The following is a 22126-nucleotide window of genomic DNA, read 5'->3' on the forward strand; positions in this document are numbered from 1 at the left end:
CACCGGCTGCACGTTGCTCGTCGACGGCGCCGGCGCCGAGGGCGAGCTCCAGCTGCCCACCGGCGAGACCCTCGGCAGCTGAGGAGACCGCTCCCCGGCCTACGGGGTCTCGACGCCTCGTCGCTGGCGCTCCTCGAGCCCGACCACCGATCACTGCGGCGGATCGCACGCGCCAGGTACGTGCGATCGACCGCGATCTCTCGCTGGTCGAGGCGCGAGGGCCCCGAGGCGAGGTCGTCGAGACCCCGCAACCAGACCATCGCCCTCGGCCGGCGACCCGTGCGGCCGAGACTCAGACGCTGGCGGGCCCCGTGGGCATCGGGGCCTGCCAGCCGCGCCACATGGCCAGCAGCCGCCAGGTCAGGCACACCGCGGCCCCGGTGACGGCGACGACCACGACGGGCAGGTCGGCGCGGGTCCCGAGCACGGCCACGGTGGCACCGGCGAGGGCCGGGGTCGCATAGAGCTCACCTCGGAAGACCACCGGCACGCGGCCGGCGAGCAGGTCGCGCAGCATCCCGCCGCCGATCCCGGTGAGCATGCCCATCAGCGCGGCCGGCAGCGGCCCGAGTCCGTGGTCCAGCGCCTTGGTGGCTCCGGCGACGCAGAAGAGCGCCAACCCGAAGGCGTCGAAGACGTTGACCATGCGCTCCATCCGGCCCAGCAGCGGGTGGAAGACGAAGGCGAGCAGTCCGGCCGCCGCCGGGACGAGCAGGTAGCGCCAGTCGGCGAGCGCCGCGGGCGGCGTGGCGTCGATGAGGACGTCGCGCAGGAAGCCGCCGCCGAGTCCGGTCGTGCCCGCCAGGACGAGGACGCCGAAGACGTCGAGGTCCTTGCGCACGGCCACCAGCGCACCGGAGATGGCGAAGACGAAGATCCCGACCAGATCCAGGACGACCAGGGTGCTCGGCACCTGGGAAGAGTAGTGCCCCCGGCACTCGGATCCGCAGGCGGAGATTCGCAGGTGGGCACGCCGCCCGGTGACCGGCCGGCACCCCTCTGCTGGCGTAGGCTCGTCCTCACCGCAGCATCCACCTCACACCGCAGGACTCAGGAAGCAGACCGATGGCGCACCTCACGCTCGCAGGAGTGAGCGACGACGGACAGCGCCTGCTCCTGGTCAGCGATGCGGGCGTGGAGCACACCCTCGACATCGACCGCCGTCTGCGGGCCGCACTCCGCGGCGACAGCTCTCGCCTCGGCCAGTTGGAGATTCAGATGGACTCATCCCTCCGTCCCCGCGACATCCAGGCCCGCATCCGGGCCGGGGAGTCGCCCGAAGCGGTCGCCCAGGCCGCGCAGACCAGCATCGAGAAGATCATGGTCTACGCCGGGCCCGTCCTCGCCGAGCGGGAGCACATCGCCGACCGGGCGCAGCGCTCCACCGTGCGTCGTACGACGGGTGAGCCGGCGGGCGGTGCCCGCACCCTCGGCGACGCCGTCGAGGCGCACCTGCGCTCGCTCAACGTCGACCCCTCGACGGTCACCTGGGACGCCTGGCGGCGCGAGGACGGCCGCTGGTCGCTGCGCGGGGGCTTCGAGTCGATCAAGCGCAAGGGCACCGCCGAGCTGACCTTCGACGCCCCGGGCAACTTCGTGCTCCTCGACAACGAGGACGCGCGCTGGCTGGTCGGCGAGGCCGTGGCATCCGCCCCCGAGCCCCGCGACGACCTCCGCTCGGCGCGCACCCGACGCCTCTCCTCCGTCCCGGCCGACGAGCTGCCCCTGGGCGACGACGTCATCGAGATGGTCAGCGACGACGTCGAGCCGGCGGCCGTGCCCAGCGACCTCGGGGGCGACCTCGGGGGCGACCTCGGCGGCGACATGCCCCTCGAGGCGTTCCTCGACGACTCCCCCGCCTCCGACGACCCGGAGGCCCGCGAGGAGGCCACCGAGGCAGCGGAGGCCGAGGCCCCGTCCGAGGAGCCCGTCGAGGAGCCTGGTGCCGAGGCGGACCCGGCTGAGAACGAGCCACCGGCCCGCCGCCCCGCCAAGAAGCGGGGCCGGGCATCGGTGCCGAGCTGGGACGAGATCATGTTCGGCGGCGGCGACCAGTAGCTCGTCCGCGGTGGCCCCTGCCGCCGGGGGTTACCTCCGAGTACTCTCCGGTCATGTCGTACTTCGTGACCGGCGCCACAGGGTTCATCGGCCGCCACCTCGTCCAAGAGCTCGTCGACCACCGCGAGGGCGACGTCTTCGTCCTGGTGAGAGCCGGCTCGATGGCTCGCATGGAGGCGCTGATCAAGCGGTGGGGCTCCTCCCGGGTGGTGCCGGTCGTCGGTGACCTCGGGCAACCCGGCCTCGGGGTCGACGATGCCTGGGTGGCCGAGCACGCGGGCTCGGTCGAGCACTTCTTCCACCTGGCAGCGATCTACGACATGACCGCCGACGACGCGACCAACGAGACGATGAACGTCGGCGGCACCCGCAACGCGGTCTCGCTCGCCGACGCGCTGCGGGCGGGCTGCTTCCACCAGGTCTCCTCCGTGGCGGCGGCCGGTGAGTTCCAGGGGCGTTTCGACGAGACGATGTTCGACGAGGGCCAGCACCTTCCCTCGCCCTACCACCGCACCAAGTTCGAGTCCGAGCGCATCGTGCGCGAGGAGGCGAGCGTGCCGTGGCGCGTCTACCGCCCCGCGATCGTGGTCGGCGACAGCCAGACCGGGGCCATGGACAAGGTCGACGGCCCCTACTACTTCTTCCCGCTGATGAAGCTCATGCGCGACAACCTGCCCTCTTGGCTGCCGCTGGTCGGGATGGACCTCGGCGACACCAACGTGGTGCCGGTCGACTACGTGGCCAAGGCGATGGACCACCTCGCCCACCTGCCCGGTCGCGACGGCGAGGCCTTCCACCTGGTCAACCCCGAGCCGCAGCCGACCGTCGACATGGTCAACGCCTTCTGCAAGGCTGCCGGCGCCCCGACGTTCGCCATGCCGCTGGACCGCTCGGTCACCCAGGGCGGTCCGATGGCGCTGCTCCCCCGGCGCCTGCGCCCGTCCTCGGTGCTCAACGGCCTGGTGAAGAACCCGGCCGTGCAGCTGCTCCTCGACCAGACCGTCGGGCGCTTCGGCATCCCCGCCGAGGTGCTGGCCCACACCGGCTTCACGGCCGTCTTCGACTCCCGCCGCACCGAGAAGGCGCTGGCCGGCTCCGGGATCGCCGTGCCCGACCTCGAGTCCTACGCACGCACCCTGTGGAACTACTGGGAGGAGCACCTCGACGAGTCGACCGGCCGCGATCCCAAGATCCGTGCGGCGCTGGGCGGCAAGCACGTCGTCATCACCGGCGCCTCGTCGGGCATCGGCCAGGTCGTGGCGCTCAAGGTCGCGCAGGCCGGCGGCATCCCCGTTCTCGTCGCACGCGGCAAGGACAAGCTCGAGGACACCAAGGCGACGATCGAGATGCGCGGCGGCACCGCCCACGTCTATCCGTGCGACCTCTCCGACCTCGAGGCGATCGACCGCCTCTGCGAGCAGATCGTGGCCGAGCTGCCCTCGGTCGACTTCGTGATCAACAACGCCGGCCGCTCGATCCGTCGCTCGCTGAAGCTCTCGCACGACCGGTTCCACGACTTCGAGCGCACGATGCAGCTCAACTACTTCGGCGCGATCCGGCTGATCATGGGTCTGGTGCCGGCCATGCGGTCCCAGCACCGCGGTCACATCGTCAACATCAGCTCCATCGGGGTGCAGACCAACCCTCCGCGCTTCTCGGCGTACGTCGCCTCGAAGGCGGCGCTCGACTCCTGGAGCAACGTCGTGTCGTCGGAGCTCGTGGGCGACGGGGTGACCTTCACCAACATCCACATGCCGCTGGTCCGGACCCCGATGATCGCGCCGACCAAGCTCTACGACAAGTTCCCCACGATCTCACCGGCCCAGGCCGCCGACCTCGTGGTGACCGCCATGGTCGACCGTCCCCACGAGATCAACACGATGCTCGGCAACGCCGGCGCCATCGCGCACACGGTGGCGCCCAAGCTGGCCTTCCGGGTGCTCAACATGGCCTACCACGTGTTCCCCGACTCGGCGGCCGCCAAGGGCGCCGACGCCACGGGCGGCACGCGCGAGTCGGAGCAGATCATGCTGGCGAAGGTGTTCAAGGGCATCCACTGGTGACGCCCGCGCTCCCGGTCCTGCGGCTCAGCTGACGGGCGGGTACTCCGCGCCCTTCAGCAGCCGGGCCAGGTGGGCGGCGTTGGCCGCGAGCGTGCGGGTGGTGAGCGCGGTCTTCTCGGGACGCTCGTCGAGGTCGTGGTAGTCGGTGCCCTGCATGGCCTCGCCGACCCAGTAGGTCACCCCGTTGGCGGGGATGGTGAAGCCGACGTCGCTGAGCGACTGGAAGAGCTCGGCCGAGGTGTGGTGGGCGCCGTCCTCGTTGCCGACGACCGCGACACCGGCGACCTTGCCGAAGGTGGACATCCGGCCCTCGTCGTCGGTCTCGCTGATCTCGGCGTCGAGCCGCTCGCACACCATCTTGCTGACCGACCCGGGCTGCCCCATCCAGATCGGGGTGGCGAGCACGAAGATGTCGGCCGCGAGCATCTTGTCGCGGATGGCGGGCCAGCCGTCCCCGTCCCCCTCGTCGGTGGAGACGCCGAAGCGCACGTCGTGGTCGACGACGCGGACGATCTCGCTCTCGACGTCGTGCTGGGCAAGCGCGGCCACGAGCTCGCTGGCCAACAGCTCCGAGCTGGACGCGGCGGGGGACCTCTTCAGGGTGCAGTTGAGGATCAGGGCGTTGAGTGTCATGCCGTCCCGGTACCCGGTGGGAGCCGGCTGAGCCGGCTCAGCCGGTGGCGACCGGCCGGGACGGGTCGGTGATCCAGCCGCTCCAGCTGCCGGGATAGAGCGCCGCACGCACCCCGGCCACCTCGAGGGCCAGCAGGTCGTGGGTGGCGGTCACGCCCGAGCCGCAGTACGCCGCCACGTCGGCGCCCGGGACGGCCCCGACGTCGGCGTAGAGCACCCGGAGCTCCTCGGGCGAGCGGAAGCGCCCGTCGTCGGTCAGGTTGCGCGAGGTCGGCACGTTGACCGCACCGGGGACGTGGCCGGCCACGGGATCGACCGGCTCGGTCTCCCCGCGGTAGCGCTCGGCGGCGCGGGCATCGACGAGCACGGCGACGTCGAGCACCCCGTCGGCGTCCACGACGGGCATGCCCTGCTCACCGGAGCACGCGAAGTCGCCGGGGCGGGCCTCGACTGCTCCGCTCTCGAGCGCACCGCCCTCCGCGCGCCAGGCCGCCAGCCCGCCGTCGAGGACCCGCACGTCCGGGTGCCCGTGGAAGCGCAGCAGCCACCAGGCCCGGCCCGCCGCGTGGGCCGACCAGTCGTCGTAGACCACGACCGGCCGGTCCAGGTGCACTCCCGCGCGTCGCATGGCCTCGCCGAAGACGCCCGGGTCGGGCAGCGGGTGCCGCCCGCCCTCGCCGGCAGGAGCCGCCAGGTCGGTGTCGAGGTCGACGTAGACCGCACCCGGGAGGTGGGCCTCGGCGTGGTCCTCGGCTCCGGTGGTGCTGCCCATCCGGTAGCGCACGTCGAGCAGGGTCACGGGCTGCTGCGCGGCCAGGAGCTCGCTCAGCTCCCGCGCGGAGATCAGGGGGCCGGTCACCGGCACCATGGTGCCGCCCGGCGATCAGCCGTGGCCTGGCCGCTTGGTCCGAGGGGTTGCGGATTGGTCACCAACCGCATGTTTCTCGCCGTTCGAGCTGCGGTTGGTGACCAATCCGCAGGCGTCAGCCGACGGGTCGGCCGACCTCCTCGACGGCGCTCGAGCCGGTGAGCGTGCGGAAGGAGCGGGTCCAGGTGACCGGGGTCCGAGGGTCGGAGCGGGAGCCGATCACGAACCAGTCGCACTGGACACGCTCGGCGGTGACGTCGAGGACGCAGAAGCCGTGGTCGTCGAAGTTGAGGTACTTGATGTGCTGGTTGGCCGCGAGGATCGCTGCCTCGGCCGCCAGGTTGGGCGCCGAGCGGGGCGGGGTGCCGAGCGCGTCCTTGAGGTTGTCGGAGGTCACGGAGGTGCAGACGAACTCGACGGCCACCGAGCCGGTCAGCGGATAGCTCCCGGCGTCGACCGGCACGTCCATCGCCCACGCGCTGTGGATGTCGCCCGTGAGGAAGACCGTGTCGGAGACCTCGGCCTGCTGGAGGTGGTCGATGACGGTGCGCCGGTCGGCGGTGTAGCCGTCCCACTGGTCGGGGTTGGCGTAGACGCCGTCCTCCGGCAGCAGCGGCGACAGCGTGTTGATGGCCGTGACCACGTCGCGCGGCAGCGCCGCGACCTTGAGCGGGGCGAACATCACCGAGGTGCCGACGAGCTTCCACTGTGCGCGCCGGTCGTCGAGACCGTCGGTGAGCCAGTCGAGCTGGGCACGGCCGGTGAGGGTCCGGTCGGGGTCGTCGACCGCCGCGTCGGTGCCGGTCATGGTCACCTGCTGGTCACGGTAGGTGCGCAGGTCGAGCATGCTGAGCTCGGCCAGCCGCCCGAAGCGGAGCCGGCGGTAGAGGCGCGTGCCGTCACCCAGCGCCGCCGTGCCGTCGAGGCGCGCGGGCATCCACTCGTCGTACGCCCGGTGCGCGCGAGCGCGACGTCGGGCATAGCTGCCCTCGCCGTCGGGTCCGCTGCCGGGCGTGTGGTTCTCGGCGCCGTCGCGGTAGGCGTCGTTGGTGACCTCGTGGTCGTCCCAGGTGACGATCCAGGGGAGCTTGGCGTGGGCGTCCTGGAGATCGGGGTCCGTCTTGTACTGCGCGTGGCGCTGGCGGTAGTCGGCCAGCGAGACGATCTCGTGGTCGGGCACGTGGGCCCGCAGCTTCCTCGTCCCCGACTCGTAGAGGTAGTCGCCGAGGTGCACCACCGCATGCAGGTCGTCACGCGCCGCGAGCCCGCGGTAGGCGGCGAAGAAGCCCTCCGGCAGGTTGGAGCAGGAGGCGAAGCCGAGGCGCAGGTTACCGGGGTCGCTGTCAGCGGCCGGGGCCGTGCGGGTGCGTCCGACGCGGCTGCGCACGTCGCCGTCGGGGGTGCTGAGGACGAAGCGGTAGTGGTACCAGGTGGCCGGCTCCAGCCCCGTGACGTCGACCTTGACCGTGTGGTCCCGGCCGGGACCGGTGCGGGCGACCCCTCGTCGCACGACGCGGCGGAAGCGGGCATCACGAGCCACCTCCCAGCGCACCGCGACCTGCGGGCCCTTGCCGGACCCGGGCCTGCTCGCGGGCGTCGGCGTGACGCGGGTCCAGATGACGACGGCGCCGGGCAGCGGGTCGCCCGAGGCCACGCCATGGGCGAAGACCCGGCGGGTGGCGGCCGTGGGAGCGGCAGCGGATCCCGCTGCTGGTGCGGCGGTGGCGCGGGCGGTGAGGGCGGCGGCGGAGGCGCCGGCCCCCGAGGCGAGGACGGTACGACGAGTGGTCACGCAGGGCGCAACGAGCCCAGCCGGGCGGGGGTCACGGCGCTCGTGGCGGTGTCGACGAGTGTTCACCTGCCGGTGGCACAACCGTTCGCGTCGGTCAGCCGAAGGGCAGCGGCTCCGGGGCGAGGCTGACGGCCTTGGCCCGGGCGGCGGTGAGCTTGCGTCGGTGGTGCTGGCGGCAGAGGACCTCGTAGGCGACCTCGGCGGGCGGGCCGTCCTGGGCCTCGACGTCGCCGACGACGATGACCTCGCCCTCGGTGACCATGACGCCGTCCTCGGTGCGGGCGTTGTGGGTGGCCCGCTTGCCGCACCAGCACAGCGCCTCGACCTGGAGGACCTCGGTGCGGTCGGCCAGCTCGACCAGCCGCTGCGAGCCCACGAAGAGCTGGGTGCGGAAGTCGGTGAGGATGCCGAAGCAGAAGACGTCGATCTGGAGCTCATCGACGACCTTGGCGAGGGCGTCGACCTGGTCGCGGGAGTAGAACTGCACCTCGTCGCAGATCAGGTAGTCGATGCGACCGCCCTGGGTCAGCGAGTCGACGACGAAGCGCCAGAAGTCGAAGCCGGGCGTCACCTCGATGGCGTCGTGGGTCAGCCCCAGGCGCGAGGAGATGTGCGCCTCGCCGGCGCGGTCGTTGCAGGTGAAGATCCGCCCGGAGCGGCCTCGGGCGGCGTGGTTGTGGTTGGTCTGCAGCGCGAGGGTCGACTTGCCTGCGTCCATCGTCCCGGTCCAGAAGGTCAGCTCAGCCACCGGCGGAGTCTCTCACCCCTGCAGCGTGCGCAAGGGACATCCCTCTTGTGGGGCGTGAGCGACGTCACTACCTTCGGCCCTGTGATCCGACTCGGAGTGCCCACCGCCCTGTCTCCCCGCCTCTGCCTGGCCCTGCTCGGCGCGCTCGTCGTCGCGCTCCTCGCGGTCCCGGTGACCTCCAGCCCCGCACGGGCCGACGGCCCGGGCGTCGGTGCGCCCTGGGTGGTCAGCCTCGGCGACTCCTACCTCAGCGGCGAGGCCGGTCGCTGGGCCGGCAGCTCCAACGCCTCCTCGAGCCGGGCCGACGCGCTCGGCCCCACGGCGTACTTCGACAACGCCTCGGGCACCGCCGAGCAGATCGACCGCTGCCACCGCAGCCGGTCCGCGGAGGTCTTCATCGGCGGCGGGGTCAACGGCCTCAACCTGGCCTGCTCCGGCGCGACGACGGCGACCGTCGGAGGCAACGGCGACACCTTCAAGCCCGGGCTCGACTTCTACGACAACGGGGCCGGTCAGGTCGGTCAGGCCAAGGCGCTGCAGCAGTTCGCGTCGACGCACAACGTGAGGATGGTCTCGGTCTCCATCGGCGGCAACGACTTCAACTTCGCCTCGATCGTGCAGTCCTGCGTCGTGAACTTCCTCTACTCCCCCACCTGGGCCAAGGACTACTGCAAGGACGACAGCTCGGTCGTCAGCAACTTCACCGCCGCCAACGTCTCGGCCGTCAAGGCCCGCATCTCCGGCGCCTTCCGCAACGTCCAGACCGCCATGCGCAACGCCGGCTACGCCGACACCTCCTGGACCCTCCTGGTCCAGACCTACCCCTCGCCCCTCCCGCGCGGCAGCGGCATCCGCTACTCGCAGAGCGGCTACAGCCGCCAGAGCACCGGCGGCTGCGGCTTCTGGAACGCCGACGCCGACTGGGCCAACGACTACGCGCTGCCCACCATCAACTCGACCGTGACCGGCGCCGTCGCCGCCTCCGGCCTGCCCAACGCCAAGGTCCTCGACCTCTCCTCGGCCTTCAACGGCCGCCGCCTGTGCGAGAGCACCGTGGGGCTCTACGAGGAGAAGGGCATCGCGAGCTGGCAGTCGCCCGGTGCGGTCGACCAGACCGAGTGGGTCAACCAGATCCGCACCGTCTCGACCTGCTGCTCCAACAGCCCCTACTACGTCCAGGAGTCGCTGCACCCCAACTACTGGGCCCAGCTCGCCACCCGCTCCTGCGTACGCCAGGCCTACAACGGTGGCGCCGTCCGCGGTGGTCGCTGCGCGATCTCCGGCACCGGCCTGGTCAACGGCGAGCCCCGCATGGCGCTGCAGTAGGCCGAGTCGGCGCGATGGTGCAGCTCTGGGCCGACATCACCCGAGCGCTGGGATCTCCGGCACCTCGTCCGGGAGCCCCTGGTCGAGCACCCTGCCCAGGTGCGCGGCCAGGTCCCGCGGGCTGAAGGTGACGACACCGGCGGCCACGTCCACGGGCGAGAACCACCGCAGCCCGTGGACGCCCTCCGCCGCCAGGTCGACCCGCGGCTCGGGCTGGAAGCGAGAGCAGCGCACGAGGTAGGTGAGATCGGTCTGACCCTCCCAGTGCAGCATCGCGAAGAGCCGCGTCAGCCTCCACACCGGCCCCAGCACGATCGGCTGCTCGAGGCCCAGCTCCTCGTGCAGCTCGCGGCGCAGCGCCTGCTCGGGGCTCTCCCCCGGCTCGATCCCGCCGCCGGGGCAGGCCCAGAACCCGTCGACAGGATCCAGACCCTCCCATCGGAAGTTCACCAGCAGGACGTGGTCGTCCTCGTCGAGCAGCAGAGCCCGCACCGCCTGTCGGATCCTGGGTCCCGTCATGAGGAGATCCCATCACGGGACCCATGCGCCGGCATCCAGCTGTGCAGGGGCGCTGTGAAAGCCTGGGCGCGTGATCGAGGTGACGTCGTACGACGCCGCGTGGCCGGCGACCTTCGCGCGGATAGCGGGCGACCTGCGGGCCGCGCTCGCCGCGATCCCCAGCGCGACCGTCGAGCACGTGGGCTCCACCTCCGTGCCGGGGCTTGCGGCCAAGCCGATCATCGACGTGGACGTGATCGTGCCCGAGCACGACGTGACCGCCGCGGTCGAGGCGCTCGTGGCGATCGGCTACGTGCACCGCGGCGACCTGGGGGTCCCGGACCGGGAGGCGTTCCGGCCGCCCGACGCCGAGCCGAGGCGCAACGTCTACGTCTGCACGGCCGGCTCGCTCAACGTGCGCAACCACGTGGCCGTGCGTGACGTGCTGCGTCGTCGGGCCGACCTCCGCGACGCCTACGCCGCCGTGAAGCGTTCGCTGGCCGACGAGGGCGGCCTGGACGTGGCGACCTACACCGCGCGCAAGTCGGAGGTGCTGCAGCAGGTGCTCGCCGCGTCCGACCTCACCGGGGACGAGCGGCGTCGGATCTGGCAGCTCAACGACCCGTCGGTCACGTTCCCGACGGCCTGACCGGCGATCCTGGCGCGCCGCTTCATCAAGGTTTGCAGGTGAAACGCCACTCCCCACGACGTGCACCCCGTGGTCGGTGGCGTGTCGCCGTGGGAAGTGCCGGCGCGGGCGTCCGCTCGACCGTGGGAGGTGGAGGTTCGTCGACATACCTTGATGAAACGGCCGCCGCGCGGCACGTCTCAGTCCACGACCAGCGGGATCAACATCTCGTCCTCGGTGAGCGAGCCGTGCAGGCCGACGAGGGTGGCCTCGTAGGGGAAGTCGCGGGTGGAGAGGATCGCGTGGTCGGAGCGGCAGGCGACGACGACGTCACCCAGCCGAGGCATGACGAGCGTGGAGACCGGCCCGAACCAGCCACGCTCGATCGCGGTCGAGCGGGTCATCACCTCGGCCCGCTCCCCCAGCACCGCCGACCAGGTCGCCACGACGTCGTCGACGGCTCCGCGCGAGCAGTAGAGATGACGGAACCGCGCCTCACCCCCGAGGAGCGCCACCCCGTCGCGCAGCTCGTGGTGCTCGTCGACGTCGATGCGCCGCTCCGGGGGCGAGTCGACCATGCCGTGGTCGGCGATGACCACCAGCCGCACGTGCGACGGCAGCGTCTCGCGCAGCTGCTCCGCCTCGGCGTCGATCATCGACAGCTGCATCAGCCACTGGCTCGAGGCGACGCCCCACTGGTGACCGGTGCGGTCGAGGTCGCCGTCGTAGAGGTAGGTCAACGACGGCGACACCGCCGACGACGCCACCGCTGCGGCGATCCGCTCGCCCACCAGGTCGGCGCCGACGTAGTCGCCGCCGCGGTGCGCCGCCCGGGTCAGCCCGCTGCGCTCGAACGCCCGCTTGTTGACCACCGTGACCGGCACCCCGGCCGACTGGAGCCGCCCGAACGCCGTCTGGTGCGGCTGCCACTCCAACGGGTCGACGTCCTGGTCCCAGAAGAGCGCGTTGAGCAGCTGGCCCGTGCCCGGGACGCGGGAGGTGAAGCCGACCATGCCGTGCGCGCCGGGCGGCAGGCCGGTGCCGAGCGAGGTGAGGCTGGTGGCGGTCGTCGACGGCACGCCGCAGGTCGCGGGCAGCTGGTCGGCCAGCAGCTCCGAGAGGTAGGGCGCCGCGTGGGCGTAACGCGTCAGCAGGTTGGCGCCGAGCCCGTCGATCAGGAACACGACGTACGACGACGCGTCGGGCAGCACCAGGCCGGTCGGCTCCGCGGCTCCCGGGACGCCGAGGGCAGCCGCGACCGCCGGCACGACGTCACCGAGCGAACGCTGGCCGTAGGCCGGCTCGAGGAAGTGCGGCCCCCGGGAGGAGGGGTGGCTCACCCGGAGTGGGTCCGCGCCGAGAGCGACTCGGCGAAGGACAGCAGCCCGGCGACCGCGTCGAGGCCGTCGGCCGCGGCCGAGACCCGCAGCGAGAAGTCGTCGGAGGCCATGACACCGGTGTAGCCGTGGTCGGCGTCGCACTCGGGGTCGCTGCAGCCGGCGGGCTCGAGGTCGAGCCGGCTGACACCGCCCCACCCGATCGTCATGACGGCCTCGGCCGGCGGCGTGGGGCCACTGGTCGGGTTGGCGGTCATGCGCGTCACGACGACCGACTTGACCGCCGAGAGCCGCACCGCCTCGGTGGAGGTCGAGGTGTAGGGCTCGGGCAGCAGGTCGTCGCCGGCGTGCTCGTCGGTGTGCGCCAGGACCAGCCGCGAGGGGGTCAGCACGATGACGCTCTGGTGGCGACGCACCTCGTCGCGCTCGAAGGTCGGCTCGTGGTGGACGAAGAACGAGACCACCTGCTCGCCGGCGATCGCGGAGACGACCCCGTCGGCCACGACCTCGGGGTAGTAGCCGGTGCGGTCGATGGCTTCCCTGAGCTCCAGGATCCGGTCGCGGTCGTCGGTGCGGGTGCTGCGCATGGGCGTCAGTCTGTCACGAGGCGTCAGCCGGGGATCGTGTCCCCGAGCAGGTCGGGCATCCGGCGCACGAAGAGGTCCGAGCGCAGCTCGGCGACCTGCTCCACGCGGGCCTCGGCGGTGAGGACCGTGCAACCGTCCGGGCCGGCCAGGACGAGACCCAGCTCCAGCGAGCTGATCTGCGGCAGGTCGTTCTGCAGCTGGGCGACACGGCTGATCAGGCGCTCGATCTCCGCCACGTCGACCACGTCGGCGCCGCGATAGCCGAACAGCATCGGCGAGCTCTTCACCTCGCGCACCATGGCGGCCGCGTCGCGGGCGCCCAGCGGCGGGATCCGGTAGGACTTGTCGGCCAGCAGCTCGATGATCGGCCCGGAGATCCCAAAGGAGACGACCGGCCCGAAGAGCGGGTCCTCGAGGCTCCGGATCGCGACGGGCACGCCCGGGGGCGAGTTCTTCTGGACCACGAAGCCGGCCGAGACGGGGTCGCCGACCAGCTGGGTCAACGACTCCCACGCGTCGCGCATCGTCGAGGTCGAGTCGATGTTGCGCCACACGTGCGCCAGGTCGGGCCGCTCGCGCAGCGGGTGGGAGGTCGCCTTGAGCACGACGTCCCAGCCGAGCTCGCGACCGGCCGACTGGGCCTGCCGCAGGGTCGTGACCGGGTGGGCCGACCACAGCTGGATGCCGTAGGAGCCGAGCAGCTCACCCACCTGCTCGCGCGTCAGGCTGCTGCCCTGCGGGTGCTCGGAGAGCACGGTGTTGACCAGCTGACGCGCCGAGCCGAGGTCGACCTCGGCCGGGTCGGGCGCCGGGCCGTCAGGTGTGCGCAACCACACGGCGTACTCGACGACCCGCGCGAGCGCGCGCACGGCGGCCTCGACGGCGGGGTAGGACGGCACGGAGCCGCGCCCGGCCGTCGAGCCGGCCACGTCGGGCACGCGCAGCAGCTCGGGCACGCCCTCGGCTCCGAGGAACGACGACACCAGCGGCTTGTCGGACTGCTCGCCGACCGCGGCGAGCACGTTGGCGACGTCCTCGCCGGAGACGTTGAGCGGCGGGATGTAGACGGCGATGACCGAGTCGATCTCGGGGTCGTCGATCGCGGCGTCGAGCGCGTCCTCGAAGTCCTCGGCCGTCGCCTCCGCGCCGAGCGACACGGACTTGTTGACGACCAGCCCGACCGCGACGGCGGCGTCGGCGGCGAGGAGGCCGAGCGCGTCGGAGTTGCCGACGATCGCCACGCGGCGACCGCGCGGCAGCGGCTGGTGGGCCAGCAGCTGTGCGACGTCGAACATCTCCTCGAGGGTGTCGACCTGGATCACCCCGGCCTGGCGGAACATCGCGTCGACGGCCTGCGGCGGCGCGGCGATCCGGCGTACGGCGTGGCCCATGGGGACGCCCTGGGTGGTGCGCCCCGAGCGCACGGCGATGATCGGCTTGCGCAGGGAGACCCGGCGCGCGATCCGGGAGAACTTGCGGGGGTTACCGATCGACTCGAGGTAGAGCAGGACGACCTCGGTCGACTCGTCCTCCTCCCAGTACTGCAGGAGGTCGTTGCCGGAGACGTCGGCGCGGTTGCCGGCGCTGACGAACGTGGACAGGCCCAGGCCCCGGTTGGCGACCTTCTCGAGGATCGCCGAGCCGAGGGCACCGGACTGGCAGAAGAATCCGGCGCGACCGCGCGCGGGCATCACCGAGGACAGCGAGGCGTTGATGGAGACCGCGGGGTCGGTGTTGATGATGCCGAGGCAGTTGGGGCCGATCAGGCGCAGGCCGTAGGAGCGCGAGAGCCCGACCAGGCGGCGCTGGCGCTTGCGGCCCTCCTCACCGGTCTCGGCGAAGCCCGAGGAGATGACGACCAGGCCGTGGACGCCCTTGGCTGCGCAGTCGAGGACGACGTCCTCGACCTTGTCGGCCGGCACGGCCACGATCGCGACGTCGACGTCGTCGGGGATGTCCCCGACCGTCTTGTAGGCCGGCATCCCGGAGACCGCGTCGGCGCTCGGGTTGACGACGTAGACGCGGCCGGTGAAGTCGCCGGTCACGAGGTGGCGCACGAGCGCCTGGCCGATCGTGTCCTGGCGTCGGCTGGCCCCGATGATGGCCACCGAGCGCGGGTTGAAGAACCGCTCGATGGAGGCCGACTCGGCCCGGTGCTCGCGCCCGCGCATCACCCCGATGGCGGTGTCGGTCGGGTCGATGGGGAACTCGAGGACCAGCACGCCCTCGTCGTACTCGCTGGCGATGGAGTAGCCCGCGTCGCGGAAGGTCTGGATCATCCGGTGGTTGTCGGGCAGCACCTCGGCGGTGAACTTCTCGACGCCGCGCTCGCGGCCCGCCTGCGCGAGGTGCTCGAGGAGCAGCTGGGCGATCCCGCGGCCGTGGTGCTGGTCCTCGACGAGGAAGGCCACCTCGGCCTCACCGGGCTTGACCACGTCGAAGCGGCCCACCGCGATCATGTGGCCCTGGAGCAGCAGCACGAAGGCGACGCGGTCCTGGTGGTCGACCTGGGTGAAGCGGGCCACGTCACGCTCGGAGAGCTTGGGCATGGGGCTGAAGAAACGGTAGTACTTCGACTGGTCGCTCACCCGGGCGTAGAACTCGACGAGCAGGTCGGCGTCGTTGGGCGCGATGGGACGGATGTGGGCCGTGCGTCCGTCGCGCAGGAGCACGTCGGCCTCCCAGTGCCGCGGAGCGGTGGGGGCCTCGTCGGGCTGCGGGGAAGCCTCGGCGGTCACGCTCTGCAATCTATCCCGTTTCACCTGGGCGGCGTGCCACCGTCGGGTGAACAGGCGCCGCAGGGAAGAATGCCGGCATGGCAAGGCGTAGGACCGACCAACCCCTCCCCGACGACTTCGAGGAGCACATCATCGACACCGACGTCGGTGACGAGATGCGCTCGTCGTTCCTCGAGTACGCCTACTCCGTCATCTACTCCCGGGCCCGGCCCGACGCCCGCGACGGCCTCAAGCCGGTGCAGCGCCGCATCCTCTACACGATGAACGACATGGGCCTGCGGCCCGACCGCGGTCACGTCAAGAGCGCCCGTGTGGTCGGCGAGGTCATGGGCCGCCTCCACCCGCACGGCGACGGCGCGATCTACGACGCCCTGGTGCGGATGACCCAGCCCTTCTCGCTGCGGCTCCCGACCGTGGACGGTCACGGCAACTTCGGCTCGCCCGACGACTCCCCCGCCGCCATGCGCTACACCGAGTGCCGCATGGCGCCCTCGGCCGTGGCGATGACGGCCTCGATCGACGAGGACACCGTCGACTTCAAGCCCAACTACGACAGCCGCGAGCTCGAGCCGTCGGTCCTGCCGGCCGCGATCCCCCACCTGGTCGTCAACGGCACCACCGGCATCGCGGTCGGCATGGCCACCAACTGCGCCCCCCACAACCTGGTCGAGGTCGTGCAGGCGCTGCGTCACCTGATCTCGCACCCGAAGGCCACCGTCGACGACCTGATGCGCTTCGTCCCCGGCCCCGACCTGCCGACCGGGGGCAAGATCGTCGGCCTCGACGGCATCCGCGACGCCTACGAGACCGGGCGCGGCAGCTTCAAGATGCGCGCCACCGCCCGCGTCGAGACCATCGGGCGCCGCAAGGCGATCGTGGTGACCGAGCTGCCCTACACCGTGGGCACCGAGAAGGTCGTGGAGCGCATCAAGGTCCTAGTCCAGGGCAAGAAGCTGCAGGGCATCGCCGACGTCAAGAACCTCCAGGACCTCGACAACCCGCTGCGCCTGGTGATCGAGGTCAAGAACGGCTTCGTGCCCGAGGCGATCCTCGAGGAGCTCTACCGCCTCACGCCGATGGAGGACTCCTTCGGCATCAACGCCGTCGCGCTCGTCGACGGCCAGCCGCGCACCCTCGGGCTGCGCGAGATGCTCCAGGTCTTCCTCGACCACCGCTACGACGTCGTACGCCGGCGCTCGCAGTTCCGCCGCACCAAGAAGGCCGAGCGCCTACACCTCGTCGAGGGCCTGCTGATCGCCCTGCTCGACATCGACGAGGTCATCCAGGTGATCCGCACCAGCGACGACACCGCCGCCGCCCGCCAGCGGTTGATGGAGGTCTTCGACCTGTCGCTGGCCCAGACCGACTACATCCTCGAGATGCAGCTGCGCCGCCTCACCCGCTTCAGCCGCATCGAGCTGGAGAAGGAGCAGCAGGAGCTGCGTCGCGAGATCGAGGACCTCGACGCCATCCTCGGCGACGACAAGCTGCTGCGGAAGGTCGTCGGGGACGAGCTGACCGACGTCGCCAAGACCTACGGCACCCCTCGTCGTACGGTCCTGCTCGGCGCAGCCGCACCGATCGCCGCCGCGGCGTCGATCGAGATGACCGACGACCCGTGCTTCGCCATGCTCTCCTCCAGCGGCCTCCTGGCCCGCACCCGCACCGACGAGCCCTTCGGGGTCGGCGGCGACCGCACCAACCACGACGTCGTCGTGTCCGCGGTCCGCACGACCGCCCGCGGCGAGATCGGCGTGCTCACCTCGGCGGGCCGTCTGCTCCGGGTCGACATGCTCGAGATCACCGCGGTGCTGCCGCCCTCGGCCAACGACCCCAACCTCAACGGCGGGCTCCAGGTCAGCGAGGTCCTCTCCCTGGAGAAGGACGAGAAGCCGCTGGCCCTGTGCACGCTGACCGCCGACGGCCCCGGCCTCGCGCTCGGCACCCGGGCCGGCACCGTCAAGAGGGTCAACCCCGAGGTCCTCAACCGCGACGAGTGGGAGGTGATCAGGCTCGACGACGGCGACCAGGTCGTCGGCGCCGTCCAGCTCACCACCGGTGACGAGACCCTGTGCTTCATCACCACCGACGCGCAGCTGCTGCACTTCGGCGCCGACGGCGTGCGGCCCCAGGGTCGCTCCGGCGGAGGCATGAACGGCATCCGGCTCACGGCCGGCGAGTCGGTGGCGTGGTTCGGCGTCGTCGACCCCGAGGGCTCGGTCGTCGTCACCGCCTCGGGCTCCTCGACCGCCCTGCCGGGCACGGAACCGGGCGCGGTCAAGGTCACCCCCTTCAGCGAGTACCCGCCCAAGGGCCGTGCGACCGGAGGTGTCCGCTGCCACCGCTTCCTGAAGGGCGAGGACGCGCTGGTCTTCGCCTGGGCCGGCACCGCCCCCGCCCGCGCGGCCGCCGCCAGCGGGGCGCCGATCGACCTGCCCGAGGCCAACGGTCGCCGCGACGGCTCCGGCGTCCCCGGCTCGCAGGCGATCGTGGCCTGCGCCGGTCCGGTGGCCTCCAGGTTCGACGGGCCTGCCGACGGGCCGGGCGACGGGCCGGGCAACGGGCCGGGCGACGAACCCGACGCACCGCTGACCCTGCCCATCGATGTGGAAGGCTGATCGCATGCGCGCCCGCCTTGCTCCCCTCGCCCTCACCGGTGCCCTGCTGCTCGCCGTGTCCGGCTGCAGCGGCGACGACGAGTCCCCCGCCGCCGCGGACCAGACGCCCGAGGAGGTCCTGGCCCTCGCCAAGACCACCCTCGACGAGACCAGCGGCCTCCAGCTCACGCTCTCGACCGACGACCTGCCCGACGGCGTCACCGGCATCCTCGAGGCCTCCGGCGTCGGCACGAGCGCCCCGGCGTTCGAGGGCTCGATCACGGTCTCGCTCTCCGGCCAGGCCTTCGAGGTGCCCGTGGTGGCCGTCGACGGCCTCGTCTACGCCGAGCTCCCGCTCACCTCCGGCTACCAGGAGGTCGACCCTGGCGAGTACGGCGCTCCCGACCCGGCCGGTCTGGTCAGCCCCGAGGCCGGCTTCTCCTCCCTGTTGCCCGAGACCACGGGCGTGGAGAAGGGCGAGTCGATCCGCGGCGGGGCCAACAACGACGAGATCCTCACCGAGTACACGGGGATGGTCGCCGGCTCGGTCGTGGAGAACATCATCCCGGGCGCCTCGGGCGACTTCGACGCGACCTACACGATCACCGAGGACGGCGAGCTGCGCGAGGCCGTGCTCACCGGCGCGTTCTACGCCGGCGAGGACTCCATGACCTACACGGTCGGCTTCGACGACTACGGCATCCAGAAGGACATCACCGCTCCGTGAGCGGTGGAGCCCCGGTGGTCGCGCTGAGGTCGTCGCCGCGGCTGCTCCTGGCCCTGGCCTCCGTCGCGGTGGCGTTCGCCGCCGCCGACACCTACGTCGTCGTCCTGGCGCTGCCCGAGATGCTCGGGGGCGTCGGGGAGTCCACCGAGGAGCTCCAGCGCGCTGCCCCGATCATCTCGGGCTTTCTGCTGGGCTACGTCGCCATGCTGCCCCTCATCGGGCGCATCGCCGACCTGCGTGGCCGCGTCCCGGTCCTGGTCGCCGCCCTCGTCGTCTTCGCGCTCGGGTCGCTGGTCACGAGCCTGGCCTACGACCTGCCCACGATGGTGTCCGGCCGCTTCCTCCAGGGCGTCGGCGGCGGCGGACTCGTGCCCGCCACGCTGGCCCTCGTCGCCGACCTCTACCCCGCCGACCGCCGCGGCATCCCGCTCGGGATCGTCTCCGCGGTCCAGGAGCTCGGCAGCGTCATCGGCCCGCTGTTCGGCGCCGTCGTGCTCGCCGTCGCCGACTGGAGAGCCATCTTCCTGATCAACGTCGCGGTCGGACTGGTGCTGGCTGCAGCGATCTCGGCCCTGCGGTTTGGTCACCAACCGCAAGGGTCGGACCCTCCAACACGCGGACTGGTCACCAACCGCGGACGTCGCGACGTCCTCGGCGCCCTCCTGCTGCTGGTGTCGCTCGGCGCGGGCGGCCTGGTGTTCGTGCAGCCGCCCTCCCTGCTCCAGGACATCACCTGGGGGCAGGCGTTCATCCCGTTCGCCGGTGACGGCCGCTGGCTGACCCCGGTCGGGGCGGTCAGCCTGGTCGCCGGCCTGCTCTTCGTCGTGCGTTGCTTCACCGCCCGGCGACCGGTCGTCGACGGGAGGGGCTGGGTCCGCAGCATGCGCGACGCCGACCTGGTCGGCGCCCTGTTCCTCGCGGTGGCCCTGGGCGGGGTGATCCTGGCCTTCGCCACGGCCGACCCCAAGATCCAGCTCTTCGCCGACCAGGGCTACTACTACCTCGCCGGGTCGGCGATCGCAGCGCTGGCCCTCGTCGTCCACCTGCGCCGCACCGACGCGCCACTGATCCCGGCCGGGGCACTGCGCGCCACGCCGGCCTGGGGCGCGATCGTGGTCAGCTTCTTCGTCGGCGCCGCCCTGATCGCCGCCCTCATCGACATCCCGCTCTTCGCCCGCACGACGATCTACCGCGACTCGCAGCTCAGTGCGGCCCTGGTGCTGGTCCGCTTCCTGATCGCTCTGCCGGTCGGGGCCGTCGTCGGTGGCTACCTCACCCGCCGGGTCGGCGCCGGCGTGATCACGGCAGTCGGCATGCTCATGGCCGCTGTGGGGTTCGTCCTGATGGCCCAGTGGGACATCACCAGTCTCGAGCACCTGCACTCCGACGTCACGCTGGTCCTGTGCGGCTTCGGCTTCGGCCTGGCGCTCGCCCCCGTCAACGCCGCGATCCTGGTCAGCACCGACGACGCGGTGCACGGGGTCGCGAGCGCCATGGTCGTCGTCGCGCGGATGGTGGGGATGCTGATCGGCATCTCCGCGCTGACCGCGATCGGCCTGCGCCGCTACTACTCCTACCTCGAGGACAACCCGCTGCCCTCCGCCAAGGAGGTCTGTGACGGCAAGAGCCGCTGTGCGGAGTTCAGCAACCTGCTGGCCGGCGCCGGGATCCCCCAGGAGCACGCGGTCTTCGCCGGAGCCGCCGTCTGTGCCGTCCTGGCCGCGGTCGCGGCCCTCGTGCTCTTCCGCGGGGCGGCCACGCGCAGCGTGGACGCCGCCCGCCTGCTGCGCTCCGCCGGGTGACCTACACCACCGTCCAGCCTGTCGAGACCAGGGCCCGATCTCCCAGGAAGTCGGCTAGGTTCACGCTCGTGACCGACTTCGAGGACCTGCTCGCAGCCAACCGCGACTTCGCCGCCGACTTCACCCTCAGCGGCTTCGACGGCGTCGCCCATGCCGGGGTCGCCATCGTGACCTGCATGGACTCGCGGATCGACCCGCTCGGCATGGTGGGGCTCAAGCCCGGCGACGCCAAGATCTTCCGCAACCCCGGCGGCCGCGTGACGCCCCAGGCCCTCGAGGCCCTGGTGCTCGGCACCCACCTGCTCGGCGTGAAGCGGATCCTCGTGGTGCCCCACACCCGGTGCGCCATGGCGTCCAACACCGAGGACGAGCTGCGTCGCAAGATCTCGGAGTCCGCCGGGCAGGACGCCACGTGGCAGGCCTTCGGGGTCGTCACCGACCAGCGCGCCGCTCTGGCCGACGACATCGCCAAGATCAAGGCGCACCCGCTCATCCCGGCCGCCACCGACGTGGCCGGCTTCGTCTACGACGTCGACACCGGGCTGCTCGAGCAGCAGTTCTGACTCAGCCGGCGTAGCGCTGGGCGTGACCGCGCACCGTCAGCCCGTTGAGGGTCGAGAAGCGCAGGGCGTCGAGGTCGATCGCCGGACCCATCAGCGACATCACCGCGGCGTCACGCGCGAGCAGGCCCTCAGCGCTCGCGTAGTGGTGGTGCCCGCCGAGCAGGTGCCCGATCTCGTGCGCCATCACCTTGCCCGTGCCCTCACGGGTCGTGGGGATGGTGACGCGACCGATCTCCCCCACCGCGAAGGCCGTGCGCGCCGTGCGGACGCCGCCGATGCAGTCGGCCTGCCCGATCAGCTGCCCGCCGGTCGCACCGGTGCTGGTGATGTCCTTGCTCGTCATCGCATAGACGACGTCGACCCCCGTCGGCCGCCTCCCGCCGTAGACGCCCTTGGCCTGCTCGATCAGCCGTTGCGCGTCGACCCCGGTGAGGTCCACGACGTCGTACGACGCCGCGACCGCGATGCCGAGCGGGCGGTAGGCCTTGCGCATCGAGGCCACGCCCTGCTCGGCGTGGTCGCGGGTGACCCCGTCGAGCAGGACCCGGACGTCGAGCCGCACCGGCGCGGAGGTCACCGCGACCGTGTGCGGGGTGAGCTGGGTGCACGTGGCGAGCCCGCCGTCGATGTCGGGGACCACGACCGGGTCGGCGCCCGACGGGGTGGGGCCGGCGAGCAGCGCGCCCGCGCAGGCCACGCCCAGGGTGAGCAGGAGGGAGTGCAGTCGACGCCGCATCGCGTTGTCCTTCGCTAGAGCCCGAGATCTTCCACCGGCTCAACGGCCCGCGACCACCACGGTTACGACGCCGCGACACACCTCACGCGACGACTGGGCTCGCACCGGTCGGACCCGAGCACCACCAGCAGGCCCCGCATCGCTGAGGACGGCCTCCCCCTGCGCTCGCGAGAAGGGTCCACGTGGCCCCCTCTCACAAGCGTGGGACGAAACCGCCTCAGACGCACACGAGCGCCCAGCGCCGCACGGATCCCAGGCTCAACAGGTCATCCGACCCCGCCAGGGCCACCCCACGCGACGACACGGCTCGCACCGATCGGACCCGAGCACCACCAGCAGGCCCCGCATCGCCGAGGACAGCCTCCCCCTGCGCTCGCGAGAAGGGTCCACGTGGCCCCCTCTCACAAGCGTGGGACGAAACCGCC

18 protein-coding genes are annotated in these 22126 nt (G+C 71.9%); 8 read left to right on the forward strand and 10 right to left on the reverse strand.

Annotation, left to right across the window (positions count from 1 at the left end; all coding sequences use genetic code 11):
* Positions 1-292: 292 nt before the first annotated feature.
* Positions 293-913, reverse strand: coding sequence for a trimeric intracellular cation channel family protein (locus RMN98_RS05635; RefSeq protein WP_309647826.1), 621 nt, complete (start codon positions 911-913; stop codon positions 293-295).
* 152 nt (positions 914-1065) lie between these two features.
* On the opposite strand from RMN98_RS05635, the gene sepH reads away from it, so the two are divergent.
* Positions 1066-2058 carry a septation protein SepH gene (gene sepH / locus RMN98_RS05640; RefSeq protein ID WP_309647827.1) on the forward strand — a complete coding sequence of 331 codons (993 nt, stop codon included), beginning with the start codon at positions 1066-1068 and terminating at the stop codon, positions 2056-2058.
* A 53-nt stretch (positions 2059-2111) separates the two neighbouring features.
* Positions 2112-4121, forward strand: coding sequence for an SDR family oxidoreductase (locus tag RMN98_RS05645; RefSeq protein ID WP_309647828.1), 2010 nt, complete (start codon positions 2112-2114; stop codon positions 4119-4121).
* Positions 4122-4145: 24 nt separating this feature from the next.
* Here RMN98_RS05645 and RMN98_RS05650 read toward each other — a convergent pair whose 3' ends face one another.
* From RMN98_RS05650 to RMN98_RS05665, 4 genes are all read right to left on the reverse strand, one after another.
* Entirely contained in the window at positions 4146-4754 is a 609-nt protein-coding gene (locus RMN98_RS05650) for an NAD(P)H-dependent oxidoreductase (protein WP_309647829.1), read from the reverse strand.
* Between the two features lie 37 nt (positions 4755-4791).
* Positions 4792-5622 carry a sulfurtransferase gene (locus RMN98_RS05655; protein WP_309647830.1) on the reverse strand — a complete coding sequence of 277 codons (831 nt, stop codon included), beginning with the start codon at positions 5620-5622 and terminating at the stop codon, positions 4792-4794.
* A 115-nt stretch (positions 5623-5737) separates the two neighbouring features.
* Positions 5738-7414 carry an alkaline phosphatase D family protein gene (locus RMN98_RS05660; RefSeq protein WP_309647831.1) on the reverse strand — a complete coding sequence of 559 codons (1677 nt, stop codon included), beginning with the start codon at positions 7412-7414 and terminating at the stop codon, positions 5738-5740.
* A 94-nt stretch (positions 7415-7508) separates the two neighbouring features.
* On the reverse strand, positions 7509-8162 hold the full coding sequence (locus RMN98_RS05665; RefSeq protein ID WP_309647832.1) for a thymidine kinase: 654 nt from the start codon (positions 8160-8162) through the stop codon (positions 7509-7511).
* Between the two features lie 81 nt (positions 8163-8243).
* Here RMN98_RS05665 and RMN98_RS05670 point away from each other — a divergent pair, with 81 nt between their 5' ends.
* On the forward strand, positions 8244-9488 hold the full coding sequence (locus tag RMN98_RS05670) for a hypothetical protein (protein WP_309647833.1): 1245 nt from the start codon (positions 8244-8246) through the stop codon (positions 9486-9488).
* Between the two features lie 36 nt (positions 9489-9524).
* Here the strand turns inward: RMN98_RS05670 and RMN98_RS05675 are convergent, their stop codons facing one another.
* Positions 9525-10007 (reverse strand): NUDIX domain-containing protein, encoded by a 483-nt coding sequence (locus tag RMN98_RS05675; protein WP_309647834.1) that lies wholly within the window; start codon positions 10005-10007, stop codon positions 9525-9527.
* A gap of 70 nt (positions 10008-10077) precedes the next feature.
* Here RMN98_RS05675 and RMN98_RS05680 point away from each other — a divergent pair, with 70 nt between their 5' ends.
* A complete protein-coding gene (locus RMN98_RS05680) occupies positions 10078-10635 on the forward strand; it encodes a GrpB family protein (protein WP_309647835.1) in 558 nt (185 codons plus the stop codon).
* Positions 10636-10814: 179 nt separating this feature from the next.
* Here the strand turns inward: RMN98_RS05680 and RMN98_RS05685 are convergent, their stop codons facing one another.
* From RMN98_RS05685 to RMN98_RS05695, 3 genes are read right to left on the reverse strand one after another with little or no spacing between them, the layout of a single operon-like run.
* On the reverse strand, positions 10815-11954 hold the full coding sequence (locus RMN98_RS05685) for an alkaline phosphatase family protein (protein ID WP_309647836.1): 1140 nt from the start codon (positions 11952-11954) through the stop codon (positions 10815-10817).
* Complete coding sequence (locus RMN98_RS05690; protein ID WP_309647837.1) at positions 11951-12538, reverse strand: DUF5998 family protein; 588 nt, start codon at positions 12536-12538, stop codon at positions 11951-11953. The genes RMN98_RS05685 and RMN98_RS05690 overlap by 4 nt, the downstream gene beginning before the upstream one ends.
* A 23-nt stretch (positions 12539-12561) precedes the next feature.
* Positions 12562-15276 carry a GNAT family N-acetyltransferase gene (locus RMN98_RS05695; RefSeq protein ID WP_309647838.1) on the reverse strand — a complete coding sequence of 905 codons (2715 nt, stop codon included), beginning with the start codon at positions 15274-15276 and terminating at the stop codon, positions 12562-12564.
* Positions 15277-15353: 77 nt separating this feature from the next.
* On the opposite strand from RMN98_RS05695, the gene RMN98_RS05700 reads away from it, so the two are divergent.
* From RMN98_RS05700 to RMN98_RS05715, 4 genes are all read left to right on the forward strand, one after another.
* Positions 15354-17894, forward strand: a complete 2541-nt coding sequence (locus RMN98_RS05700; RefSeq protein ID WP_309647839.1) for a DNA topoisomerase IV subunit A — start codon at positions 15354-15356, stop codon at positions 17892-17894.
* 4 nt (positions 17895-17898) lie between these two features.
* Positions 17899-18600, forward strand: a complete 702-nt coding sequence (locus RMN98_RS05705) for an LppX_LprAFG lipoprotein (protein WP_309647840.1) — start codon at positions 17899-17901, stop codon at positions 18598-18600.
* Positions 18597-20402 (forward strand): MFS transporter, encoded by a 1806-nt coding sequence (locus RMN98_RS05710; RefSeq protein WP_309647841.1) that lies wholly within the window; start codon positions 18597-18599, stop codon positions 20400-20402. The genes RMN98_RS05705 and RMN98_RS05710 overlap by 4 nt, the downstream gene beginning before the upstream one ends.
* A gap of 68 nt (positions 20403-20470) precedes the next feature.
* On the forward strand, positions 20471-20965 hold the full coding sequence (locus tag RMN98_RS05715) for a carbonic anhydrase (RefSeq protein ID WP_309647842.1): 495 nt from the start codon (positions 20471-20473) through the stop codon (positions 20963-20965).
* A 1-nt stretch (position 20966) separates the two neighbouring features.
* Here RMN98_RS05715 and RMN98_RS05720 read toward each other — a convergent pair whose 3' ends face one another.
* The gene (locus RMN98_RS05720) at positions 20967-21701 is read right to left on the reverse strand and encodes a zinc-dependent metalloprotease family protein (RefSeq protein ID WP_309647843.1); all 735 of its coding nucleotides are present in this window, start codon (positions 21699-21701) and stop codon (positions 20967-20969) included.
* Positions 21702-22126: the final 425 nt, after the last annotated feature.

Origin of the sequence: Nocardioides sp. (assembly GCF_031397825.1) — a bacterium.
Taxonomy (GTDB): domain Bacteria; phylum Actinomycetota; class Actinomycetes; order Propionibacteriales; family Nocardioidaceae; genus Nocardioides.